The organism is Candidatus Babeliales bacterium (assembly GCA_036260945.1).
Classification (GTDB): domain Bacteria; phylum Babelota; class Babeliae; order Babelales; family JACPOV01; genus JACPOV01.
This window is the reverse complement of record DATALT010000002.1, coordinates 504,320-523,812: the sequence shown is the minus strand read 5'-3', so window position 1 is coordinate 523,812 and position 19,493 is coordinate 504,320. Positions and strand designations below refer to the sequence as shown.

Annotated in this window: 19 protein-coding genes; 14 read left to right on the top strand and 5 right to left on the bottom strand. The window is 40.1% G+C overall.

Features of this window, described 5'->3' with window-relative positions:
• Nucleotides 1-87: 87 nt before the first annotated feature.
• Nucleotides 88-1,443: a DnaJ domain-containing protein gene (locus VHO47_03260; GenBank protein HEX2978113.1), complete on the bottom strand. Its 1,356-nt coding sequence runs from the start codon at nt 1,441-1,443 to the stop codon at nt 88-90.
• Between the two features lie 199 nt (nt 1,444-1,642).
• Between VHO47_03260 and mnmA the strand changes: the two genes are divergently transcribed.
• The 8 genes from mnmA (at nt 1,643) to VHO47_03220 (ending at nt 6,528) form a co-directional block, all read left to right on the top strand.
• Complete coding sequence (gene mnmA, locus VHO47_03255; protein ID HEX2978112.1) at nt 1,643-2,722, top strand: tRNA 2-thiouridine(34) synthase MnmA; 1,080 nt, start codon at nt 1,643-1,645, stop codon at nt 2,720-2,722.
• Nucleotides 2,719-3,300 (top strand): CDP-alcohol phosphatidyltransferase family protein, encoded by a 582-nt coding sequence (locus tag VHO47_03250; GenBank protein HEX2978111.1) that lies wholly within the window; start codon nt 2,719-2,721, stop codon nt 3,298-3,300. Before mnmA ends, VHO47_03250 begins: the two co-directional genes overlap by 4 nt.
• Nucleotides 3,288-3,566 (top strand): hypothetical protein, encoded by a 279-nt coding sequence (locus VHO47_03245; protein ID HEX2978110.1) that lies wholly within the window; start codon nt 3,288-3,290, stop codon nt 3,564-3,566. The genes VHO47_03250 and VHO47_03245 overlap by 13 nt, the downstream gene beginning before the upstream one ends.
• A gap of 84 nt (nt 3,567-3,650) precedes the next feature.
• A complete protein-coding gene (gene ssb, locus VHO47_03240; protein ID HEX2978109.1) occupies nt 3,651-4,184 on the top strand; it encodes a single-stranded DNA-binding protein in 534 nt (177 codons plus the stop codon).
• A gap of 174 nt (nt 4,185-4,358) precedes the next feature.
• Nucleotides 4,359-4,799, top strand: coding sequence for a hypothetical protein (locus VHO47_03235; protein ID HEX2978108.1), 441 nt, complete (start codon nt 4,359-4,361; stop codon nt 4,797-4,799).
• Nucleotides 4,800-4,863: 64 nt separating this feature from the next.
• A complete protein-coding gene (locus VHO47_03230; GenBank protein HEX2978107.1) occupies nt 4,864-5,307 on the top strand; it encodes a hypothetical protein in 444 nt (147 codons plus the stop codon).
• 3 nt (nt 5,308-5,310) lie between these two features.
• The gene (locus tag VHO47_03225) at nt 5,311-5,910 is read left to right on the top strand and encodes a hypothetical protein (protein HEX2978106.1); all 600 of its coding nucleotides are present in this window, start codon (nt 5,311-5,313) and stop codon (nt 5,908-5,910) included.
• A 138-nt stretch (nt 5,911-6,048) separates the two neighbouring features.
• Nucleotides 6,049-6,528 carry a hypothetical protein gene (locus VHO47_03220; protein ID HEX2978105.1) on the top strand — a complete coding sequence of 160 codons (480 nt, stop codon included), beginning with the start codon at nt 6,049-6,051 and terminating at the stop codon, nt 6,526-6,528.
• 197 nt (nt 6,529-6,725) lie between these two features.
• On the opposite strand, the gene VHO47_03215 is transcribed toward VHO47_03220, so the two are convergent.
• A complete protein-coding gene (locus VHO47_03215) occupies nt 6,726-8,003 on the bottom strand; it encodes a hypothetical protein (GenBank protein HEX2978104.1) in 1,278 nt (425 codons plus the stop codon).
• Between the two features lie 197 nt (nt 8,004-8,200).
• On the opposite strand from VHO47_03215, the gene VHO47_03210 reads away from it, so the two are divergent.
• Nucleotides 8,201-8,722 (top strand): nucleotide exchange factor GrpE, encoded by a 522-nt coding sequence (locus VHO47_03210; protein ID HEX2978103.1) that lies wholly within the window; start codon nt 8,201-8,203, stop codon nt 8,720-8,722.
• 8 nt (nt 8,723-8,730) lie between these two features.
• Nucleotides 8,731-10,218: a hypothetical protein gene (locus tag VHO47_03205; protein ID HEX2978102.1), complete on the top strand. Its 1,488-nt coding sequence runs from the start codon at nt 8,731-8,733 to the stop codon at nt 10,216-10,218.
• Between the two features lie 10 nt (nt 10,219-10,228).
• On the opposite strand, the gene VHO47_03200 is transcribed toward VHO47_03205, so the two are convergent.
• The 3 genes from VHO47_03200 to VHO47_03190 form a co-directional block, all read right to left on the bottom strand.
• Entirely contained in the window at nt 10,229-11,323 is a 1,095-nt protein-coding gene (locus tag VHO47_03200) for a hypothetical protein (protein ID HEX2978101.1), read from the bottom strand.
• A 16-nt stretch (nt 11,324-11,339) separates the two neighbouring features.
• Nucleotides 11,340-13,169, bottom strand: coding sequence for a translation elongation factor 4 (gene lepA, locus VHO47_03195; protein ID HEX2978100.1), 1,830 nt, complete (start codon nt 13,167-13,169; stop codon nt 11,340-11,342).
• A 104-nt stretch (nt 13,170-13,273) separates the two neighbouring features.
• Nucleotides 13,274-13,738 (bottom strand): hypothetical protein, encoded by a 465-nt coding sequence (locus VHO47_03190; protein HEX2978099.1) that lies wholly within the window; start codon nt 13,736-13,738, stop codon nt 13,274-13,276.
• 200 nt (nt 13,739-13,938) lie between these two features.
• Between VHO47_03190 and gyrA the strand changes: the two genes are divergently transcribed.
• From gyrA to VHO47_03170, 4 genes are all read left to right on the top strand, one after another.
• Entirely contained in the window at nt 13,939-16,569 is a 2,631-nt protein-coding gene (gene gyrA / locus VHO47_03185) for a DNA gyrase subunit A (protein HEX2978098.1), read from the top strand.
• Between the two features lie 5 nt (nt 16,570-16,574).
• The gene (gene dprA / locus VHO47_03180; GenBank protein HEX2978097.1) at nt 16,575-17,699 is read left to right on the top strand and encodes a DNA-processing protein DprA; all 1,125 of its coding nucleotides are present in this window, start codon (nt 16,575-16,577) and stop codon (nt 17,697-17,699) included.
• A gap of 44 nt (nt 17,700-17,743) precedes the next feature.
• The gene (locus VHO47_03175; GenBank protein ID HEX2978096.1) at nt 17,744-18,511 is read left to right on the top strand and encodes an HAD-IA family hydrolase; all 768 of its coding nucleotides are present in this window, start codon (nt 17,744-17,746) and stop codon (nt 18,509-18,511) included.
• Nucleotides 18,512-18,584: 73 nt separating this feature from the next.
• Nucleotides 18,585-19,445, top strand: coding sequence for an HAD-IA family hydrolase (locus VHO47_03170; GenBank protein ID HEX2978095.1), 861 nt, complete (start codon nt 18,585-18,587; stop codon nt 19,443-19,445).
• The last annotated feature ends 48 nt before the right edge of the window (nt 19,446-19,493 follow it).

The following is a 19,493-nucleotide window of genomic DNA, read 5'->3' as shown; positions in this document are numbered from 1 at the left end:
TGTCATTTATAAAAAAGGGTCAATTATTGAAATTGACCCTAACTGTTATCGATATGAAGGGCCGGCGATAAACCGGCCCTTCATATTTTATAACGCTTGCACTTCTTTCATCAATTTATTGAGAGCAATTTGATAAATACTTGCTTGTGCATAAAGAATGGTGCCCACTTTGTCTTTTGTTGTAGAGATTTGCGCCATTTGGAGCGATGAAGCGCTTGGATAGATGTCGCGAACTCGTTTAATAATCGCTTGCGCCGTGTTAATAAAGGCTAAGTTACTTTCAATTTTCTTTTTTCTGCCATCGTTGCCAAACCAGCTTGTTTCGATCTCTTTGCTCAATTTTTCGTTATCTTTTTGCAAGCGATAAATAACTTGATCCAGCGTATCGGCAACATCTGCAATCTTATATTTGCTCGTGATCCCATTTTGCTTTAAGAAGTTTATAAAATCGCTATCGGTAAATACGCGGCCTTTTGTTCCTTGGTGCAGCTTATCCCATTGAGAAAAGAATGAGCCGTAGGAAATGCTTCCTTTTGTATCTGTTTGGATCATAAGTTTCGAACTATCGGCTTTTGCAATCCAGTCGGCAGGTGCTGGATTTTGCCGTGCAATTGAATCAAACGTTGTTTTTTCGATCAGCGAAGCTTCTTGTAGTTTTTTTCGTAATTCAGTTTCTGTTTCTTGTTTTCTTGCCGCCCCGATTTGCTTATCTTTCAATTTTTGAGCGGTGTATTTCACTAAAGTAAGAATGTCGTTCAGCGACGAAACTTGAAGAGCATAGCCTTGGGCTGCGGCTCCCTTATTTATTTGCGATGTGACGTATCCATTAGCTGCTTGCGCGTAATTGGCCCACTTATCAAAATCTTCTTTCTGGATGCCAGATTTACTGAATGAATCGACAGCAAATGCTGGGATGCTCAAGTTATTAAACTGTTGATAGATTTCGTAGGGCGAGGCACTGGCTATTTTTTCATAAAGGGGCGTTGATGGATTTACCGGTTTTTTTGCGTCAAATGATTTGCCTGTGCAATCTGTGTCAAATCCTAACTCTTTAAAACCCTCTGCGTTTTTTGTGTTTGCAGCACCTAGGCTCTTGAACGATCTGAACCGAGCTGGTGGATTTGATTTAAGAGCATCGTACGCGTTATTTATTTGTTGATAGGCCGCTTCGGTTACTTTTTTTATTTCTTGATCGCCGGGAAACCGTCTATTAATCGTATCTGGATGGAATTTTTGCAGCAAATTAATCGAGGTGGTTTTAATTGTTTTTTCCGCAGCCGCCTTATCTACGCCAATTACTTCATAGGCAGTATCGGCGCATAGTGCTCTTTTAGCTTCGGCGATGAGTTGTTTTTTTTGTTCGTTAATTTCGCTGGCTCGGCTTATAGTTGCCAGTTGGGCCCCCACAAAAACAAGTTGCACGATATAATATAATTTTTTCATAACACCTCCGTTTATTAAAATGAGATTTTTTGCCCTTACGATCCATCGAAATTTAGTAAAGTGTGCCAGGATAAATCAATACATTCGCTCGATAACGGTAAGCTGGAGGGTAAACGGGGCGGAACCTGTAAGCCGGGCCTGATTTTTTTTAGTTTTTGCGCTATTCTAGGAGAGTAGTTGATTTAGTAAGGGTTTTTGGATGAATATTGCGGTTCTCGTATCTGGCGGTGTTGATAGCTCGGTTGCGCTCAAATTGTTGCGCGATCAGGGGCATAAGGTGACCGCTTTTTACTTAAAAATCTGGCTTGAGGATGAGCTTTCTTTTTTAGGGAATTGCCCATGGGAAGAAGATTTATCGTACGTTCAGGCGGTTTGTGCGCAGCTTGATGTGCCGCTTGAAGTAATCTCTCTTCAAAAAGAGTATTGGGAGCAAGTAGTTTCCTATACGATTTCCCAAGTGAAAATGGGAAATACTCCAAATCCAGATATTTTATGCAATCAACGAATAAAGTTTGGTGCTTTCTTTTCAAAAATTGATGGGTCATTTGATAAAGTGGCAACGGGGCATTATGCACAAGTACACGAAGAAAACGGGGTATTTGTTCTCAGCCGGGCACCAGATCCTATCAAGGATCAAAGCTATTTTCTCTCGCATTTAAGCCAGGAACAATTAGGCCGAGCGCTTTTTCCTATCGGGCATTTGCAAAAAAATGAGGTGCGAGCGCTGGCTCAAGAGTTCGATTTACCAAATAAAACGCGCAAAGATAGCCAAGGAATTTGCTTTTTGGGAACGCTTGATTTTGCCGCTTTTCTGCGCCATCATCTTGGTGAAAAAGAGGGTACGCTGGTTGAATTGGAAACGGGAAAAATAGTGGGTACCCATAAGGGCTTTTGGTTTTATACGATAGGCCAACGGCAGGGATTGGGGCTTGCTGGCGGTCCTTGGTATGTTGCCGATAAAGATCCTGAAAAAAATATTGTCTTTATTTCTAAAAATTATCACAGCGCGGAAAAAGAACGAAATTCATTTTATGTTGGCGATTGCCATTGGATTTCAGGAAGAGATCCTGAACAGAAAGAATTTTTAGTAAAAATGCGGCACGGCGCTCAAATTTATAAAGCGTGTGTCGATTATAATCGTGAAAAAAAGAGTGCATTTGTGCAGCTTGAAGGGCGCGATCAGGGAATTGCGCCGGGCCAATTTGCTGTATTTTATGATGATGCTGTATGCATTGGAAGTGGTACAATTACGAAAAATGCATCGGGTGATGCATTATGAAATTGATAAGCGAAAAACACCTCAATTGGTACGCATGGTGTACCTTGCCGACATTGATTACGCTTTTTCGCATTGCACTCATTCCTTTTATTGTTTATGCGTTGCATGATCAATCGTATTTACGTGCATTTATTTTTTTTATATGCGCCGCGATCAGCGATGTGCTTGATGGTATGCTTGCTCGATTTCTTAAACAGCAAACAATCATTGGAGCGCTGCTTGATCCGCTAGCAGATAAACTGTTAATCGGAGCGCTTGTTGTTTTTTTTACGTTTTATACGCAGCAGCTCCCGGTTTGGTTCTTTATGCTGTACGTTATAAAAGAATGTACGCTCATTTGCGGTGCGGCTTACTTGTTTTTTACAAACGGAGCGACGATTAAAGCGGATGTTTGGGGAAAGTTGGCTATGGGAATCCAAACCATTCTTATGGTGGTTCTCATCGGTGATTTAATGAAAAAGAGTTTTTTTCAAAGCAGCATTATGCTGGTGTTCATTACCGCATTTTTTTCTGTAGCAGCTCTTTTTTCGTACGCAGTTCAAGCGATGAAGTTAAGGAGGTCGGCATGCATCGATTAATTATTCCAGTTTTTGCTTTGTGTATTTTAGTGAGTAATTCTCCCGCGCCAAAGAAAGAACGTGTTGGCGCTCTCAAGGATGAGATCGGGCAACTGTATGGAGAATTAATTAAACAAAATAACGATACCATTCTTGCGTGTGCACGCTTAAATCAAACCTTTATGCAAGAGTTGCAAGATTTAATTGATGGGGAACGCCTCTTTGCAAATCCCACTAAAGAAGATCTGCAAAAAAAACGGGATCAATTAAAAAAGCAATGTATATAAAGATCCCTTGTCTTAAGTAATTTTTTTTTTCTGTTATTATCAAAATAAAAATAATAAATTTTTCCCGTTTGGAAAGGACATCTCGTGGCTGGCTATAATCGTATTATTATTATGGGTAATTTGACTCGTGATCCTGAATTTAAACAATTAGCATCCGGTCAAGCGGTGTGCCAATTAGGCTTAGCTTCAAATCGCCAGTATCGCAATAAACAATCTGGGCAGATGGTGCAAGAAGTGTGCTTTATTGATGCAGATGTTTTTGGTGCGCAAGCAGAAAGCTGCCGTCAATTTTTAGCAAAGGGGCGCGCAGTGCTTGTTGAAGGCCGTTTGAAATTTGATACGTGGGAATCTCCAGAAGGCCAAAAGCGCAATAAATACTCGATCGTTGCAGATCGCGTTGTATTCCTGGGCAACGGCGGTGGCGCTGATGCGGAAACTGGCGAACGCTCAATGCGCCCAGCATCACGCGGTAACGATAGCGTGCAAGCGGCCGCAACGGCAGAAATCGATGTTGATTATGATGAAATGCCAGCAGCAGCAAAAAAGAAACCGGCGGGAAAAAGTGGCGAACTAGAGTTCAAAGATGAGCCGCCATTTCAAGACGACTTGCCATTTTAAATCCCCACTCATGATCTGTGATCATGTCGCCGGGGCCCCATTATAAATTGGTTTCAGCCAAATAACGAATAATAATTAGAATTTTATTTTAAAAGGTGGCGTTAAAGCCACCTTTTTTATTTTCTTACGCTATACTATTCATTGCATTTATGCATCTTGATAGGAAACAAGACAATGAATCTAAGTAAAGCATTATTAGTAGGGGCACTGATCCCACTTCAGATAGTTGCAATGGAGCAAACAGATCAAAAAAAACAGAAGCGTGTTTCTTGGCCGAAAGAATTAGCCCAGATAAGATTTTTCGAACGCTATTTGCCGACTCCTGCGGAAGAATTCAATTCATCGACAACCGATGAACAATTTTCCACAGTTTTTACTCTTGTTCCTGGCGTGATGCTCAATAAAAAGAAAGAGAAAGAGCTCTTTCTTAAGCTATTTGGATTTGATTTTACACATAGGATTGGCAATCTGAGAGCAACTGGCAAAAAAATTACGTTTACCATAACTAAAGATGGCAAAACCGTGAAAACTATTTCGTTAAAGCGTCCTATAGATCACGCTCCGACTAGCTCTGATGGAAAAAAACGCAAAAAAGATGAAAATATTGAGAACTGATATGAAAAGTTGCACCAAAGTTTTTATCTTATTGATAGTGTCAACTCCACAGGCGATTTTTCCTATGGCAAAAACACCTAAAAGTGTGACGTGGGCCGATGATTTCGATAAACAATTGGCGAGCGTACGTAAATATACGCCAGATCCAAAAGAAATAAGCTTCGATAAAGAATTCACCAGCTTTTATGAAATAGCGCGGGCGTTGGCGCGATCTAAATCTGAGGCTGATGAACACGATAGATTATTAAATGTTTTCGGATTAGAAAAAAATGGAAGCATAAGTAATATTCAGTGCAGAAAAAATACATGGCATTGTGATGTCCGCATCAATGGATGTTTCATTGATGATATTTACACTTGTTCTGTTGCGCCCAGTAGCGATGATGATAATAAACCGTTCCATTTGCAAGTAAAAAAGTGCGCAAGCGTGCCAAATACGGTAGCATTTTGTAGTTTAGTGGTCGGCATTATCGGTGGAGCAATGGTTACTTTGGGTAATTTGAAATAATTTATGAAAAATGGCCTTATTTTTTTAACTATAATTGCTTTAACGCCGTACAACGATATGCGTTGCATGGACGATAACTCTTCAATTATCGTTGCCTGGCAAGATTTTACTTCGCAAGAACCAGCTCAGATTCAAAAAACGGCTGATTATCTTATGTGGCTTTCTCAGGGCAATTTAATTATTGGCAGTGATATACAAATTTATCGGCTACGGAAAGTATACAAACAAAGTTCAAAGCAAATTCACACGACTTATATTTTAGAACCCAATTTGCTTTACCACCGAGTTCAAGATCAGTTTTTGGAAGTGTCGGCTAACTCTCAGAGAAATGATGCAGCCCACATGGAACATCTAGGGCATCGCTTATTGGGATTTCCCAAATTCGTCGGTTGCACACCTCCTTTTAACAGGGATTTGAAAGCCCTCCATAGAGCGAATCGTTCCCTCCCCGATCTTGCGAATCTCTATAAAAATGAATTCTCAGCGCCCTATTATGTAGTTTCTGGCTACGTTAAAACTGCTGTTTTTATTGGGTGTTGTTTTATAGCGTATAAAGAGCTGAGATCGTTCTCTTCGCGGCTTCTTATTGCCTTGACTCCATAACTAAATCGTTCAACCGCTCTTTTTTGTGTAAAAGCCGCTCATTTAGGAGCTTCTATTTATTTTTAATTGACAATTAGAAAATAAATAATGCATTCTGGAGATGATGAGGCAACATTTGAGGTTAAGTGGAGTCTGAACATGAAACATCTGAAATCGATGGTACTTTTTCTTCTTTTTTTTCACATGAGAGCTACAGAGCACCCATTAACCGATATGGTGGCGGTTTCAACCGAATATCTTTATCCCTACAGCCAATTTTATCATATTGAAGCGATCTGCAAAAGTGTGTGGAGCGATCTTGATCTTTATTTAACACATGAACCGTTTGAACAGTTGGCGGAAAAAATTCCCCTTTTGAAGAAGAACCTTGAGCAGTTGATGCATGAAGTGAAGCGCATGGTTTTTAATTGCCCTGAATCGGCTTCCTTTTTGCCAGAAGACACTATTTATTTAATGCGGATGGTTACCGTACTTGCAAATAAATATCGCCTCGTATGCCAAAAAATTAAAGAGAGCACAGGAGAAGATGTTTCTATTTTTAGTCAACGATTTGAAGAAATGCGCCTAGATCTTGAATATTTGCGCGAATCACGCGATGAAATTGCACTGCTTGAGTAGTTTGATACCCGTCTACGCTAAAGCTATGCCGGGTCTTAGTACGAAAAAAACCTTATGTTTCTGATGATTTTAATTATTTCGCAAATAAAGCCATGCTTTTTCGGATGAAATTTGGGGTCCTCGCGGCTACGTTTCGTCCGAGCGGGGGATTAAATTTGGGGCCCCACGGCATGACTTTGTCATCAAGTGGGGATGTTTTAGTATACCCACGCGCAATCAAGGCCGATCATTAAATCATAAAGATGTGCGTTAAAAATGCGTCTGCCACCAGCAATAATATCAAACCAGAAACCGATACGTGGGCCAACATCTCTTAGAGTATCGGCGCAATCGTACTCTATCATTGCATGAACGGTATGCATGTTCCATCCGCGCAATCGTTCATCTGAGTTGATGACGAGTTCATTAAAATAGCTCCCGCCCGTTTTAAGCTCAAGCGAATCTGCATCGCGCTTAGTAAATGAATACCCAGCCAAAAGTGATAAGCCACGCACAAAATGATCCGCTTTAAAATACGTGCCTAATTCCCAAATAGTTCCTGGATCTATTTGCACTTTGTTTTGAGCAAGGAGGATGAACCCATTTTGTTGCTCAGCAGTTTTGAGCCGTATCGTTCGATCTTTTTTAAAAAGAAACAATGCCCCGCTATGAAAGCCGATGGTCACCCAATCAAAAAAACCAATTGCACAATCGAATTTTAATGGTAATCCATAGTGCCCATTATAACCGAGTGGCAGATCAAACGGTTGATCGATGTTTGTTGTTTGGGCGGTAGGAAAAAGGACCCCGATTTTTGCACTCGCATCAAGAAAATCTAAAATACAAGTATCTTGATACGTGCCGGCCCAGCCTGCAAGAAACGAAAAATCACCAATGCCGGTTCTGTGGGATGTTGGTTTGAATCGGACGCCGTAACGATTAAAAATTGGCCCCAAATCGCCAAGAAATGCTTGCCACTCGGGAGTCGTTATATTTGGAAAGGTATCATCTCTTGGTGATAGGTCCTCGAAATGAATATTGGAAATGGTCAGCGAGCGAATGAGCGGCATATGAAATTGAAGAAAAAAACCGTTTTTCAAATTTTGATAATATTCTCCAATGCATTCAAAGAGTGCAAAGTTTCCGGTAAATGATAGCTTTCCAAACGTACCATTTTGCGGGAGCTCAGCTAATGCTATTAAAATTTGATCAATCGGATTTGCTGGATCAAGATTTGGCACACCTAAGCCGATAAGCTGCATATTTTGCGGACCAATAATATCAAAAAGGGGGCCGATTTTTCCGCTGTCATCGCGCGAGTGGCTGGTGCGCGCAAATCCGCTATTGAGTTGCCATGAACTCAATTTATTTCGTTCAAAACGGGGCTCATCCCAAAATCTGAGAGCGCGATAAAAATGTGGGTTATCAATAGGGAGCGTTGCGTGTGAGCAAAAAAGTAAAAATAGTGCAAGCAGGCAACCAATGTTAGCCTTCATCTGTTTATATCCTTAATGCTGCCTGATTGGCAATTTTATTCGCTATGTACCAAACCAAAAACTCTTTCAAGCCAAAGTAATTTTTTTCTGGTCAAACGGCTGCGTATTATAGATATACTAAAAAGGCAGAGTTGTCACGTATTCATCATATGCTATACTAACGAGAAAGACACAAAAAAATTGCAAAAGGTATATCTATGGATAATTCGGCTATTAATCATCAAGCGCAAGATGAAAACAGCGTTACAGAGGGTAATCAAGCGGGCGATAAAGCTTTAGAGGCTTGTGAGGCACAATTGGCTGAGATCAAGCGTAACTATGCGCTTCTCAATGCTGATTTTGAAAATTTTAAAAAGCGTCTGGAAAAAGAACAAACTGCGGTGATGTTTGGGATGCAAAAAAATTTGTTAGTGCCGTTGCTTGATATTGTCGATAACTTTGATCGCGCTTTAAGCGATAATGCGATGGCCGATAAAACTATGGCAGCACATCTTGAAGGCTTTTCTCTTATTAGAAAGAATTTGCAAAAATTACTTGAAAAATTTGGGGTAAAAGAAATTACCGATAATGCGTTATTCAATCCAAATTTTCATGAAGCGGTAATGAGCGTTCAAGCAACCGATGGAAAAGAATCCGGATCTATTGCGGCGGTTCTCCAAAAAGGTTATATGCTTAATAATCAAGTGTTGCGTCCGGCAAAAGTAACGATTGTTTCATAGGGATACAGATGATTATTTTTAGGGTGGGATTTTTTTTAATTCTTCAATTGTTTGCTATTTCGGCTTATGCGATTAATCTCAAGGGAATATATAATAGAATTGTTACTAATGGTTATCAAGAGCAATTAAGACAAGCCAAATTATTAAAAAAGAAGCAACAAGCAATGTGGTTTGTTCAGCTTGACTTGACGCCACGAGAAAATGAACTCTATGCTCAGCTTTTTAAAAATATTTCTAACAAATCTGCAAACGCTGGGCCTGGATCGGAATTTTTAGTTAAATTGATTGAGGACATTGATTTTTCAAAAGTTGACGGGAGTCAAGACTCTATTATTCATGCAATAACAGAAAACATCGCAAATAAAAAAGACACACTTTTTCTTGCTAGCGATCCCGAAATAAAACCGATTGTGTCTGAATTATTCAAATCAAACGCAATGAACTCGGTAACCATTTTAGCTACTTTATACGTCACGCTCCTTACCTCTTGGCCCAAAGTCGTTGACCAGGAAGAATTCAGAAGGGCTTACAATAATTTAGCAAATACCAAGCAAGTACAGGATGCAGTACAAGAAATTATCCAAAACCCGAAATTGCAGCCTAAAGAAAAGCGAAAATCGTTACAACTATTAGAACAAGAAATTAAGCAAATTGTGCTTGCTCAGATTTCTAAGCCTCTTGTGGGCAAAGAGTGGAATGATAAAGCTGGGAACCTTCTAAATGAATGGTCCGAAACGGTTTCTAACGCGGAGGCTTTCAGTAAAATCGAATTTAGAAAACCCGTCATTTTAAAACCTTTTGTTTTCGAGACGCCGTACTATTCATTATCGGATGAAAGAGAGCGTTTGTATAAAAATAAGAAGAAACATCTTAATAGCATCGTTTCTAACCTAGAACTATTTCAAAGTTATTATGCTGATGAATTACAAAGAGCAAAGGCAAGGTTTGATGCTGTGGACCCTTTAGAATTGGAAAAATGTTGCATTTTTTTAGGTGTTAATGGTAATGAACCGAAAGAAATGCTGGAAAAAAAAGCAAACGAACTCAAAAAAGCTAACGCCAAGATTTGGCATCCAGATAAATATCAAGACCCAAAGGGAAAAAATTGGGCAACAGAGCAAATGAATATGATAGGGCATGCACCTCAATACATTCATTCGTGGCAACAAAAAAAAATAGAGCTAGAGATGGTTCAAAGGCAGGTCGAACGACCGCTCGCCTTTTTAGGCTTGTGGATAAATAAGTATAAAGAAATACAAAAAAACTCAGAAAATGTTTATTTGCCAGCTAACCACTCAAATCAATATCTAAGTAAACTGATAAGAAAGCCTAAACGTGATTTATATCCTCTCGTAGAAAAATTTTCAAAGGAAGAAATAGATCAAATGGGCGATGCTGAAATAAGACTGAAGATAAAGCAAACTCTGCTTTATGCTGATTTAGTCAATGTCCGAGGTCCAAAGTCTCTTAAGACTGTCGAATTTGAACAAGATTAAATTTGCTAATTTATTTTAAATAACTCAAAATACCGACTACGAGCTCAATAAAAATTAATACAATGACGAGTACTGAAAGTAGATCTTCGCGCGTTGTATCGATTTTGCTTTGATAAACTGAAAGTACATCTTTAATAATATCGAGTTTGGTATTGAGCGAATCTTTCCAGCTTTTTAAATCGAGTTTTTCAACAAGCAGCGTATAGGTTTCAGCAACGTATACATCGCCCGCCGTTTTCACGCTACTTTCTATGCGCTCAATAATAACCGAAATTTCTACTTTCAGCCGATCGAGATTGCTAATTGGATCTTTGGCGAGTGAACTAATAAACGGAATGTAAGCAGTAATCGGAAGCGACCATGCTTCTTGCTGATAAACCACATTGAGTTGCTGATCAAGAATGCGGTCGTAATAATGCAGTTCTAATTGCTGAATATTTGCAAACTCAAAGAGATCTAGAATTTCTACATAATCTTCGTCGTAAACAAATGCTGCGGCAGTATCGATAATAATTAAATCGCCGCGATAGTAACCGGTGGCCGATTCCATAATGGCATCTTTTTGATATTCTGAAAGGCTTTCGGTTTCAAATTGCAGCAGCGAAACGATTGTACTACCATGATTTTGCTTGAGATCGACAACGCTCAGTTGCGGATCCTGATCAACTTGTATAACAACGTACGAATTCCGTAAATGAAAAAATCGAGCTTGCTTAATATAGTTTTTTATTTTGCTAAATATAGCATGTGCATCGGCAATACTTTGCTCGCGAAATTCTGCATCGAGAGTATTGAGCGTTTTTTTCATCGTCTCGAGCGTATCTTTAAAAGGCACTTTGTAAACGAGTGAAATAACGCCAAAGCTATGCAGCGTCGCTTTGATGCATTTGGAATTGGCAGAAGCTTGGGGAAGATCGACTGCTAATGGGATATGATAATTTTTAAAATATTTTGAAAGCGTATGTTGTTTAATTAAGAGTTCATTGCTTGCTTCAACTTTGTTGAGCGCAATGTCATCTCCCACATCAAATGCGTAGAAAATGAAAAAATTGCCGGAAACTATATTCGCTTCATTTCCTTCAACGAGCGGCATCTCCGTTTTCATTCCGTATTCCTTTTTTTTACGAATCCGATTTTTTTAAGATAGCAAGGAACGCTTCATGAGGCACCTCAACGCTACCCACTTGCTTCATTTTCTTTTTACCTTCTTTTTGCTTTTCAAGCAGCTTACGTTTTCGTGAAATATCGCCGCCATAACATTTTGCGGTAACGTTTTTGCGCAATGCAGAAATTGATTCTCTCGCGATAATTTTTGCGCCAATAGCAGCTTGAATGGCTACCTCAAAAAGCTGACGCTTAATTACTTCTTTAAGACGAGCCACCAGATCTTTTCCTTCTTGGTACGCTTTATCGTTATGAACAATCGTTGAGAGTGCGTCAACCGGCTTACCATTTAAAAGCACATCCATCTTAACCAAATCTCCCGGTTGGAACCCAGCTTCTTCATAATCGAAGCTCGCGTATCCTGAACTTATAGATTTAAGTTGATCGTAAAAATCGGTGGCCACTTCATTGAGGGGAAGGGTATAATGCATGATCACGCGATCTTCGCTCAAATAAGAAAGCTCTTTTTGTACACCTCTTTTATCTTGGCAGAGTTTGATAATACCGCCCAAATATTCTTTTGGAACAATAATTGTTGCATTAATTACCGGCTCCATAACTTCTTCAATCTGGCTAGGATCCGGAAAGTCGGCAGGGCTTTCTATGTTTACAATTTCATTTGTATGCGATTTGCGAATTTTGTAAAGAACGCTTGGTGCCGTAACGATTGCGGTTATATCGTATTCTTGCTCGAGCCGTTGCTTGAAAACATCCATATGAAGTAATCCAAGAAAACCACATTTAAATCCGAGCCCTAAAGCGACCGATGTTTTTTTCTCTACCGTTACGCTTGCATCGTTGAGTGTTAATTTTTCAATTGCGGTTCGCAATAATTCAAATTCGGTATTATCGACCGGATAAATACCGGCAAACACCATTGGTTTTGCAGGTTTGAATCCGGGAAAAGGTACGACTTCTTTGCGCGCTTGATAAATCGTATCCCCGATCCGCGCTTCTTTAACCGTTTTCATACCGGAAATTAAATAACCTACTTGGCCCGCATAGAGCGAATCCATGGGAGTTTGATCTGGATACATTAACCCGAGTTCAAGAACTTCGTATTGCACGTTTGAGTGTGCAAGCTCTATAATATCGCCTTTGCTTATTTTTCCATCTTTAATAGCTAAAAGACAAACAACCCCTTTGTATTCATCAAACCATGAATCAAAAAGAAGTGCTTTCAGCGGTTTATCGAGCGCACTTTCTGGTGCCGGAATGCGTTCAATTACTGCATCTAGTATTTGCTGAATCCCAATCCCAGATTTTGCAGATGTCCCGATGACCTCATGTTCATCAAAATCGAACATTTTTTTCATTTCGCCAAGAACTCGTGGCAAATCTGCCGTGGCAAGGTCTACTTTATTAATTGCGGGAATAATCGAAAGGCCTTGTTCGAAAGCCAAATAAAAGTTGGCAATAGTTTGTGCTTCAACGCCTTGTGAAGCATCAACGAGCAACAGCGCGCCTTGGCAGGCATAGAGAGAGCGCGAAACTTCATAGCTGAAGTCCACGTGGCCAGGGGTATCAATTAAATTCAAAAGATACGTTTTGCCTTTATAAGTATGAAACATTGAAGCGGTTTGCGCTTTAACGGTTATGCCTCGCTCTTTTTCAACCTGAAGCTTATCAAGAAATTGTTCGTGGTGCTTCAGGTTTGATAGGGTGCCGGTAGTTTCCAGTAAACGATCGGAAAGTGATGATTTTCCGTGATCAATATGAGCTATGATGGAGAAATTGCGAATACGGTCTGGCGTAAAATCTTGTAATTTAATTTTTTTGATATCCATGATATTCAAGATGAAAGATTGAGAAATGTTAGTTGCATGCTTGCAGTTTACTTGAACACGCCGAATTTGTAAATTTCTAACATCCGTAGATAAAAGCGCGATCGTTATTCGATGCCAGCTTTCTTGCGAAGAGCAAATTCCTGGCTAGCGCTATCGAGCGGCATGCAGCAGGCAGAAGCGGTTAATTCATAAACGATGTTTTTTAGTTTTTGTGCTTGTTCAAAATTGTTAATTTTATTTATTCCAAGCTTTTGGAATGCTATAATTGAAGCAGAGCATTTATGAGCCATAGAAATTGCCATGAACTCTCTAAAAAACAGACTGGCTCTTTCAATAGCCTCTTTAGATAGATCATACCGTAAATCTTCAACGTCATACCAACCTTTATGAAGGAAATAGTTGTTATTCGTGAAATCTGTTAATTCAATAAAGATTTTCTCAGGCTTGCTAGTTTTTTGTTTTGGATACTGATGGGGTTTAAAGAACGGATTCATTGCGTTTACAACAGGTGAGGTTCCCATAAGAACGGTGAACACAAAAAAAATGGGATTAGAGAAGAATGGTTTCATAAGAATCCTCCTCAGGTAGGTTTTAGGTGTTTTCAAAACGATTTATTTTTGCACAGTTAACTCTATTTTATCAACCTCTTTGAACTTGTCTCCTTTTGAAATTCAGGATATTATTAAAGTATATAATCTTGCATTAACGCAAAACATTCAATAACTTCTCAATCAAAAGAAATTAGTGCGGTATTTAGAAAGGTCATGGTATGTCATCTTCAACTCATGATGCTCAAAACGAAAATCTTACCGGCAAACTTAAGCCAGTTTTGATTGAGGATGAGCTCAAAAGTTCGTTTCTTGATTATGCGATGTCGGTCGTCGTTAGTCGTGCAATTCCCGATGTGCGTGATGGATTGAAGCCGGTGCATCGCCGCGTGCTTTATACCATGAATCAGCTTGGTTTTCATTATAATAAACCGTATCACAAATCTGTTCGTATCGTCGGTGAAGTACTGGGTAAGTACCATCCCCATGGTGATCAAGCTGTTTATAATACCATGGTAGGTATGGTTCAAGAATTTTCAAAACGATATCCACTTTTAGATGGCCAAGGAAACTGGGGATCGGTAGACGGTGATAATGCGGCAGCGATGCGTTACACAGAAGTACGCATGGAAAAAATTTCTCAGGAAATTTTGGCGGATCTCGATAAAGAGACGGTCCATTTTGTTCCAAACTTTGATGAATCCACCGTTGAGCCGGTTGTTCTCCCAAGCAAGTTACCCAACTTACTAATTAATGGAACTTCGGGCATTGCCGTGGGTATGGCGACCGCAATTCCACCACACAATTTGGGCGAAGTAATAGATGCATGCTTAGCGTATTTGGCAAATGAGTCGATGACCGATGAAGAACTCTTTGAAAAAATTCCTGCTCCCGATTTTCCAACAGGCGGCATTATTTGCGGCCGTGCCGGCATTGTACGCGCTTATAAAACAGGGCGTGGCAATTTAATTTTACGCGGCGTTGTCGAAATTGAAGAAACTAAAAAAGGAAGTGCGCTTGTTATTAACGAACTTCCGTATCAAGTAAACAAAGCTGAATTGATTATAAAAATTGCAGATTTGGTTAAAGATAAAATTATCGACGGCATTTCCAATATTCGCGATGAATCTGATAAAAAAGGTATGCGCGTTGTGATTGAACTCAAACGGGGCGAGATTCCGACCGTGGTGCTCAATCAGCTGTATAAATTCACTCAGCTAGAAACAAGCGTTTCTATTTTGATGCTTGGATTACTTGAAAATCGTCCATTGATTTTCAGCTTACGCGATCTGATTCGTGAGTTTCTTTTGCATCGCCAAGAAGTGATTTATAAACGAACTGTTTACGATCTTGGCAGAGCGCAAGCGCGCGAACATCTTCTTGCTGGTTTCATTATCGTTCTCAATAATATTGATGAAGTGGTAGCGCTTATAAAAGCTTCATCTACGCCCGAGGAAGCGATTGCGAAATTAAATCAGCGCTTTTTACTCACTCAAGAACAAGGGAAAGCGGTTCTTGAAATGCGCTTGCAGCGTTTAACAGGGCTTGAGCAAGAAAAAATATTTGCGGAAATGGAAGATCTCAAAAAAATTATCAACGGCCTCAAATTGATTTTGGCCGATAAAACAATTTTGAAAAAAGAGATCGAAAAAGAATTAGTCACTATTAAAACCGATTACGCTGATCCTCGCAGAACAAAAATTGAAGGTCCGATCGATATTCTCACTGAAGCGGATCTTATTCCTGATGAAGAGACGGTGGTGACCCTTACCGATCGCGGGTATCTCAAGCGCGTTCCACTTTCTACTTACGGTGTTCAGCATCGGGGCGGAAAAGGAAAAATGGGCATGGCGCCGCTTGAAGAGTCGGGTGATTTTGTAAAAGATGTTTTTGTAGCTAAAACGCATGATGAATTAATGTTCTTCACGAATTTAGGACGCGTATACAGCATGAACGTTTTTGAAGCGCCTGAAGGTTCTCGAACATCCAAAGGACGCGCAATTGTTAACTTGCTGCAATTAAATCCTAATGAGCACGTGGTTAAACTTCTGTGCATTCGGGAGATGGAAGGTAAATCGCTCGTGATGCTGACCAAAAATGGCATCATTAAACGTACCGACGCTGGTGAATTTTCAAATATTCGCAGCTCAGGAATTCGCGCAGTCAGCTTGCGCGATGGCGATGAATTAGTATTCTGCGCATTAAGCTCCGGCAACGATTCGATCGTTATAGCCACGGCAAAAGGCCAAGGTATTCGCTTTAAAGAAACTGAAGTGCGTCAAATGGGCCGCCAAGCATCGGGCGTTATGGGAATTCGTTTGCGTGGTGGAGATCGCGTTGTGGGTATGGAAGTTATAGCTGACGATCGTGATATTTTATTCGCGACATCTCGCGGGTATGGAAAACGTGTAAAAGCTGAAGATTTCCGCGTTGCGCATCGTGGTGGTTATGGTGTTCGAACGATTCCGACCGATACGCGTAATGGAGAAGTTATAGGGCTATGCGCGGTTACTGATGAATCGAACGTTCTTCTTATCGATACGACCGGAAAAATGATTCGACTTTCACCGACAGAAATTCGCACAATGGGAAGACAAGCTAAAGGTGTTCGTTTGATTCGAATGGATGAAGAACAACGACTTGCGCATTTAGTTGCTTTTGAAGAAGCTAACGATGAAACAATTGAAAATGAACCAACCAGTGGTTCTGCTCCTGCAGAAATTAAAACCGATGCGTTTGAAGTGGATCATCAAGTAAGTATTTTTGATATGGATGTTAATACTTCCTCACAAGACATTTTTAAAGCACTTAATTTTGATCAGCAATCAAGTGATGAGGGTATTGATTCGTAATCGGCATGAAAGAAACTATTGCACAATTGGCTCTACATCTTTCGCTTGTAAAAGGAGTAGGGCCAGGTTTGTGTAAGCGATTGCACGATGAGTTGGGCGATAATTTTCTTCTTTTATATAATCTGAAAATAAAAGAATTAATGTCGTTCGGTTTTTCGGAACAAACTTCTGAGCTGATTGTTTCGGGGCTCGCGCAGCGATCAGTTCTTGAAAGAGAGCTTGAGCTCTTAAAAAAAAATAGTATCTCTTTTGTAACGCTTTTCGATCAAAACTATCCAGCACTCTTAAAAGAAATTCACTTACCGCCGATTGTTCTTTATTATAAAGGGCCACTTGTGCAGGAAGATGCTTTGGCAGTTGTGGGTTCGCGTGATGCAAATAACTATGGGCAATACGCGATTGAACAATTTGTCCCCCCACTTGTCGCGCACAATTTTGCGATCGTGAGCGGCGGAGCACTTGGAGCCGATGCGATGGCGCATAGAGCTACTATAAAAGCTGGCGGTAGAACAATTGTTGTTTTGGGCTCTGGATTGCTCAAATGGTATCCAGCTACTAACCAACGATTGTTTCAATCTGTTTTGGATAATGGTGGTACGCTGATAAGTTCATTTGCATTAGAGACAACGCCGGCTCCTGGAAACTTTCCCGCACGAAATAGAATTATAGCTGGGCTTTCGCGTGGTTGCTTGGTTGTTCAAGCGGCTCAAGAAAGTGGTGCCAAAATTACAGCACTGTTTGCACTTGAACAAGGAAGAGAAGTTTTTGCAGTTCCTGGTCCAATCAGTGATTCATTGAGCGCAGGATGCCACAGCTTGATACAACAGGGTGCAAAATTGGTACATACTGCGCACGATATTTTGGCAGAATTTAATCTGGTGCCCGCAGGAAAAATTTTCGCTACTGGTGAAAAAGAAAAGATTTCTCGGAGCGCTGAACAAATTACGATAAATTTTTCACTTCCTCTTGCGCAGCAAATAGTTCAAGCATGTTCACGGCCACTTTCGCTGGATCAATTAGTGGAGCAGCTCAACAGCGATTTGTCGACCTGCCAGGCTGCGATTTTTGATTTGCAACTTGCTGGTGTGCTTGAGCAAACATTCAATGGGATGTGGCAAAAAAGTGTATAGGACGTTACTATTGATGAATAACTCAGCCAAATGAAGAGGGCACTATGATATTGTGGGATGTGAGCGGCGTTCTATTTAAATCTGATACCTGGCGTCTTTCGTTTTACGAAATTGGCTGGTCTGCGTGCGCGCAATATCTTCTGTTGGATAGAAAAAGTATAGAACACTTAAAAAGTATTTTGTTCGATGATCTTCTTTTTCGTTTGAACCCAAAAGAGACGCAAGAGGAACTTGCACGAATGCCGGATGGTTCTAAAATGTCTCCCATGATGATGGCATGGCTGAAGGGTGAAGTTAACGGCCCAGAAATGATTTTTTTACTCAATAATTTAATTGAGCAACTAGATGGAAAAAACTATTTCTATTCGAAACGGGAAAGAGATTTGATTCTAAAAATTATAAAAGTTGTTTTCGATCCGACGATTATTGCACGGTATACCAAACCAATTAGTTACGGCGCGCAACTTTTAAAAGAGAGCCGCGCGAACGGAAATCGTAACGGTATCGTTTCCAATTGGGATTCGCTTTCTTTTGATCATTTGAATAGCTCTCCACACGGAAAATCGGTTTTCTCATTGGTTGAACCGAACGATATTTTTATTTCAGGCAAATGTGGTTTAATAAAACCCAATAAAAAGTTTTTTGAGACAATCCTCCAACGATGCAATGTTGCCCCGGAAAAATGTTTTTTTGTCGATGATCAGCCCGAAAATATTGCAGCAGCTGAACAAAGTGGCATTAAAGGGCATTGCCTTGGAGATGGCGATTATAAGCGACTGAAGAAAGTCCTAATAGGTCATGGCTATCTCTAGGGGCTACCACATTGTGTTTTTTTGCCTTATTGGTATGCTTAATTGAGAAAAAGCTTCACCAGAAGGGAAGAAAATGGCAACGATAAATTCAGCTAGAAAACATTTCTTGTTTTTAGTGCTCACGCTTTCCGTTTTTGCAGCAGATGCGGCCAAAACCGTATTATGGGATATTGGGGGCGTTCTTTTTAAGCCCGATATGTTGGGTATTTCCTATTATGAGCTTGGTTGGACCGATTATGCTAAATACATAGTTTTTGACCAAAAAAGTCCCTTCCACATCAAAGATTTGTTATTTGAAGATATTTTATATCGCTTGAACCATCGTGCAAGCGAACAGCAATTTATTGCCTATTTGCCTGATGGCGGCCTTATGCCTCCTATTATGATGGATTGGCTTAAAGGAAAAATTACTGGGCAAGAGATCGTTTCGTTGGTTTTCCAGGTAATTAAAGACCTTGACGGCCAGCATTATTTCTCAAGCGACCATGAACGGATTATGCTTGAAAAAATGGTAAAAGTTGTATTTGATCCGCAAGTTTTGGGACGTTACACAAAGCCAATTTCAGGCGGAATAGAACTCGTTGCTTCATGTGCTAAACACGGGTGTACCAATATGATTATCTCAAATTGGGATCCAATATCGTTTAGCGTTTTGATGCGTTCTTCCCATGGAAGAAAAGGATTGCGTCATTTTGATCCAGGCAACATTTTCATTTCTGGTAGTTATGGAATAATGAAGCCAGATAGCGCTGTTTTTAGAAAAGTGCTTGAAATGTACCAACTTAATCCAAGCGAATGCTTTTTTGTTGATGATCAAATTGAAAATATTCATGCAGCAGAAGCTTTAGGGATAAAAGGCTATTGGTTACAGAAGGGTGATTATAAAGGTTTAAAACGTGCGCTGATCCAAGCAGGTTTTTTACCCGCTGATTAAGAACGTTTTTTGCGTTTTGGCCCAATTTGCTGTACCATAGGACAAGAA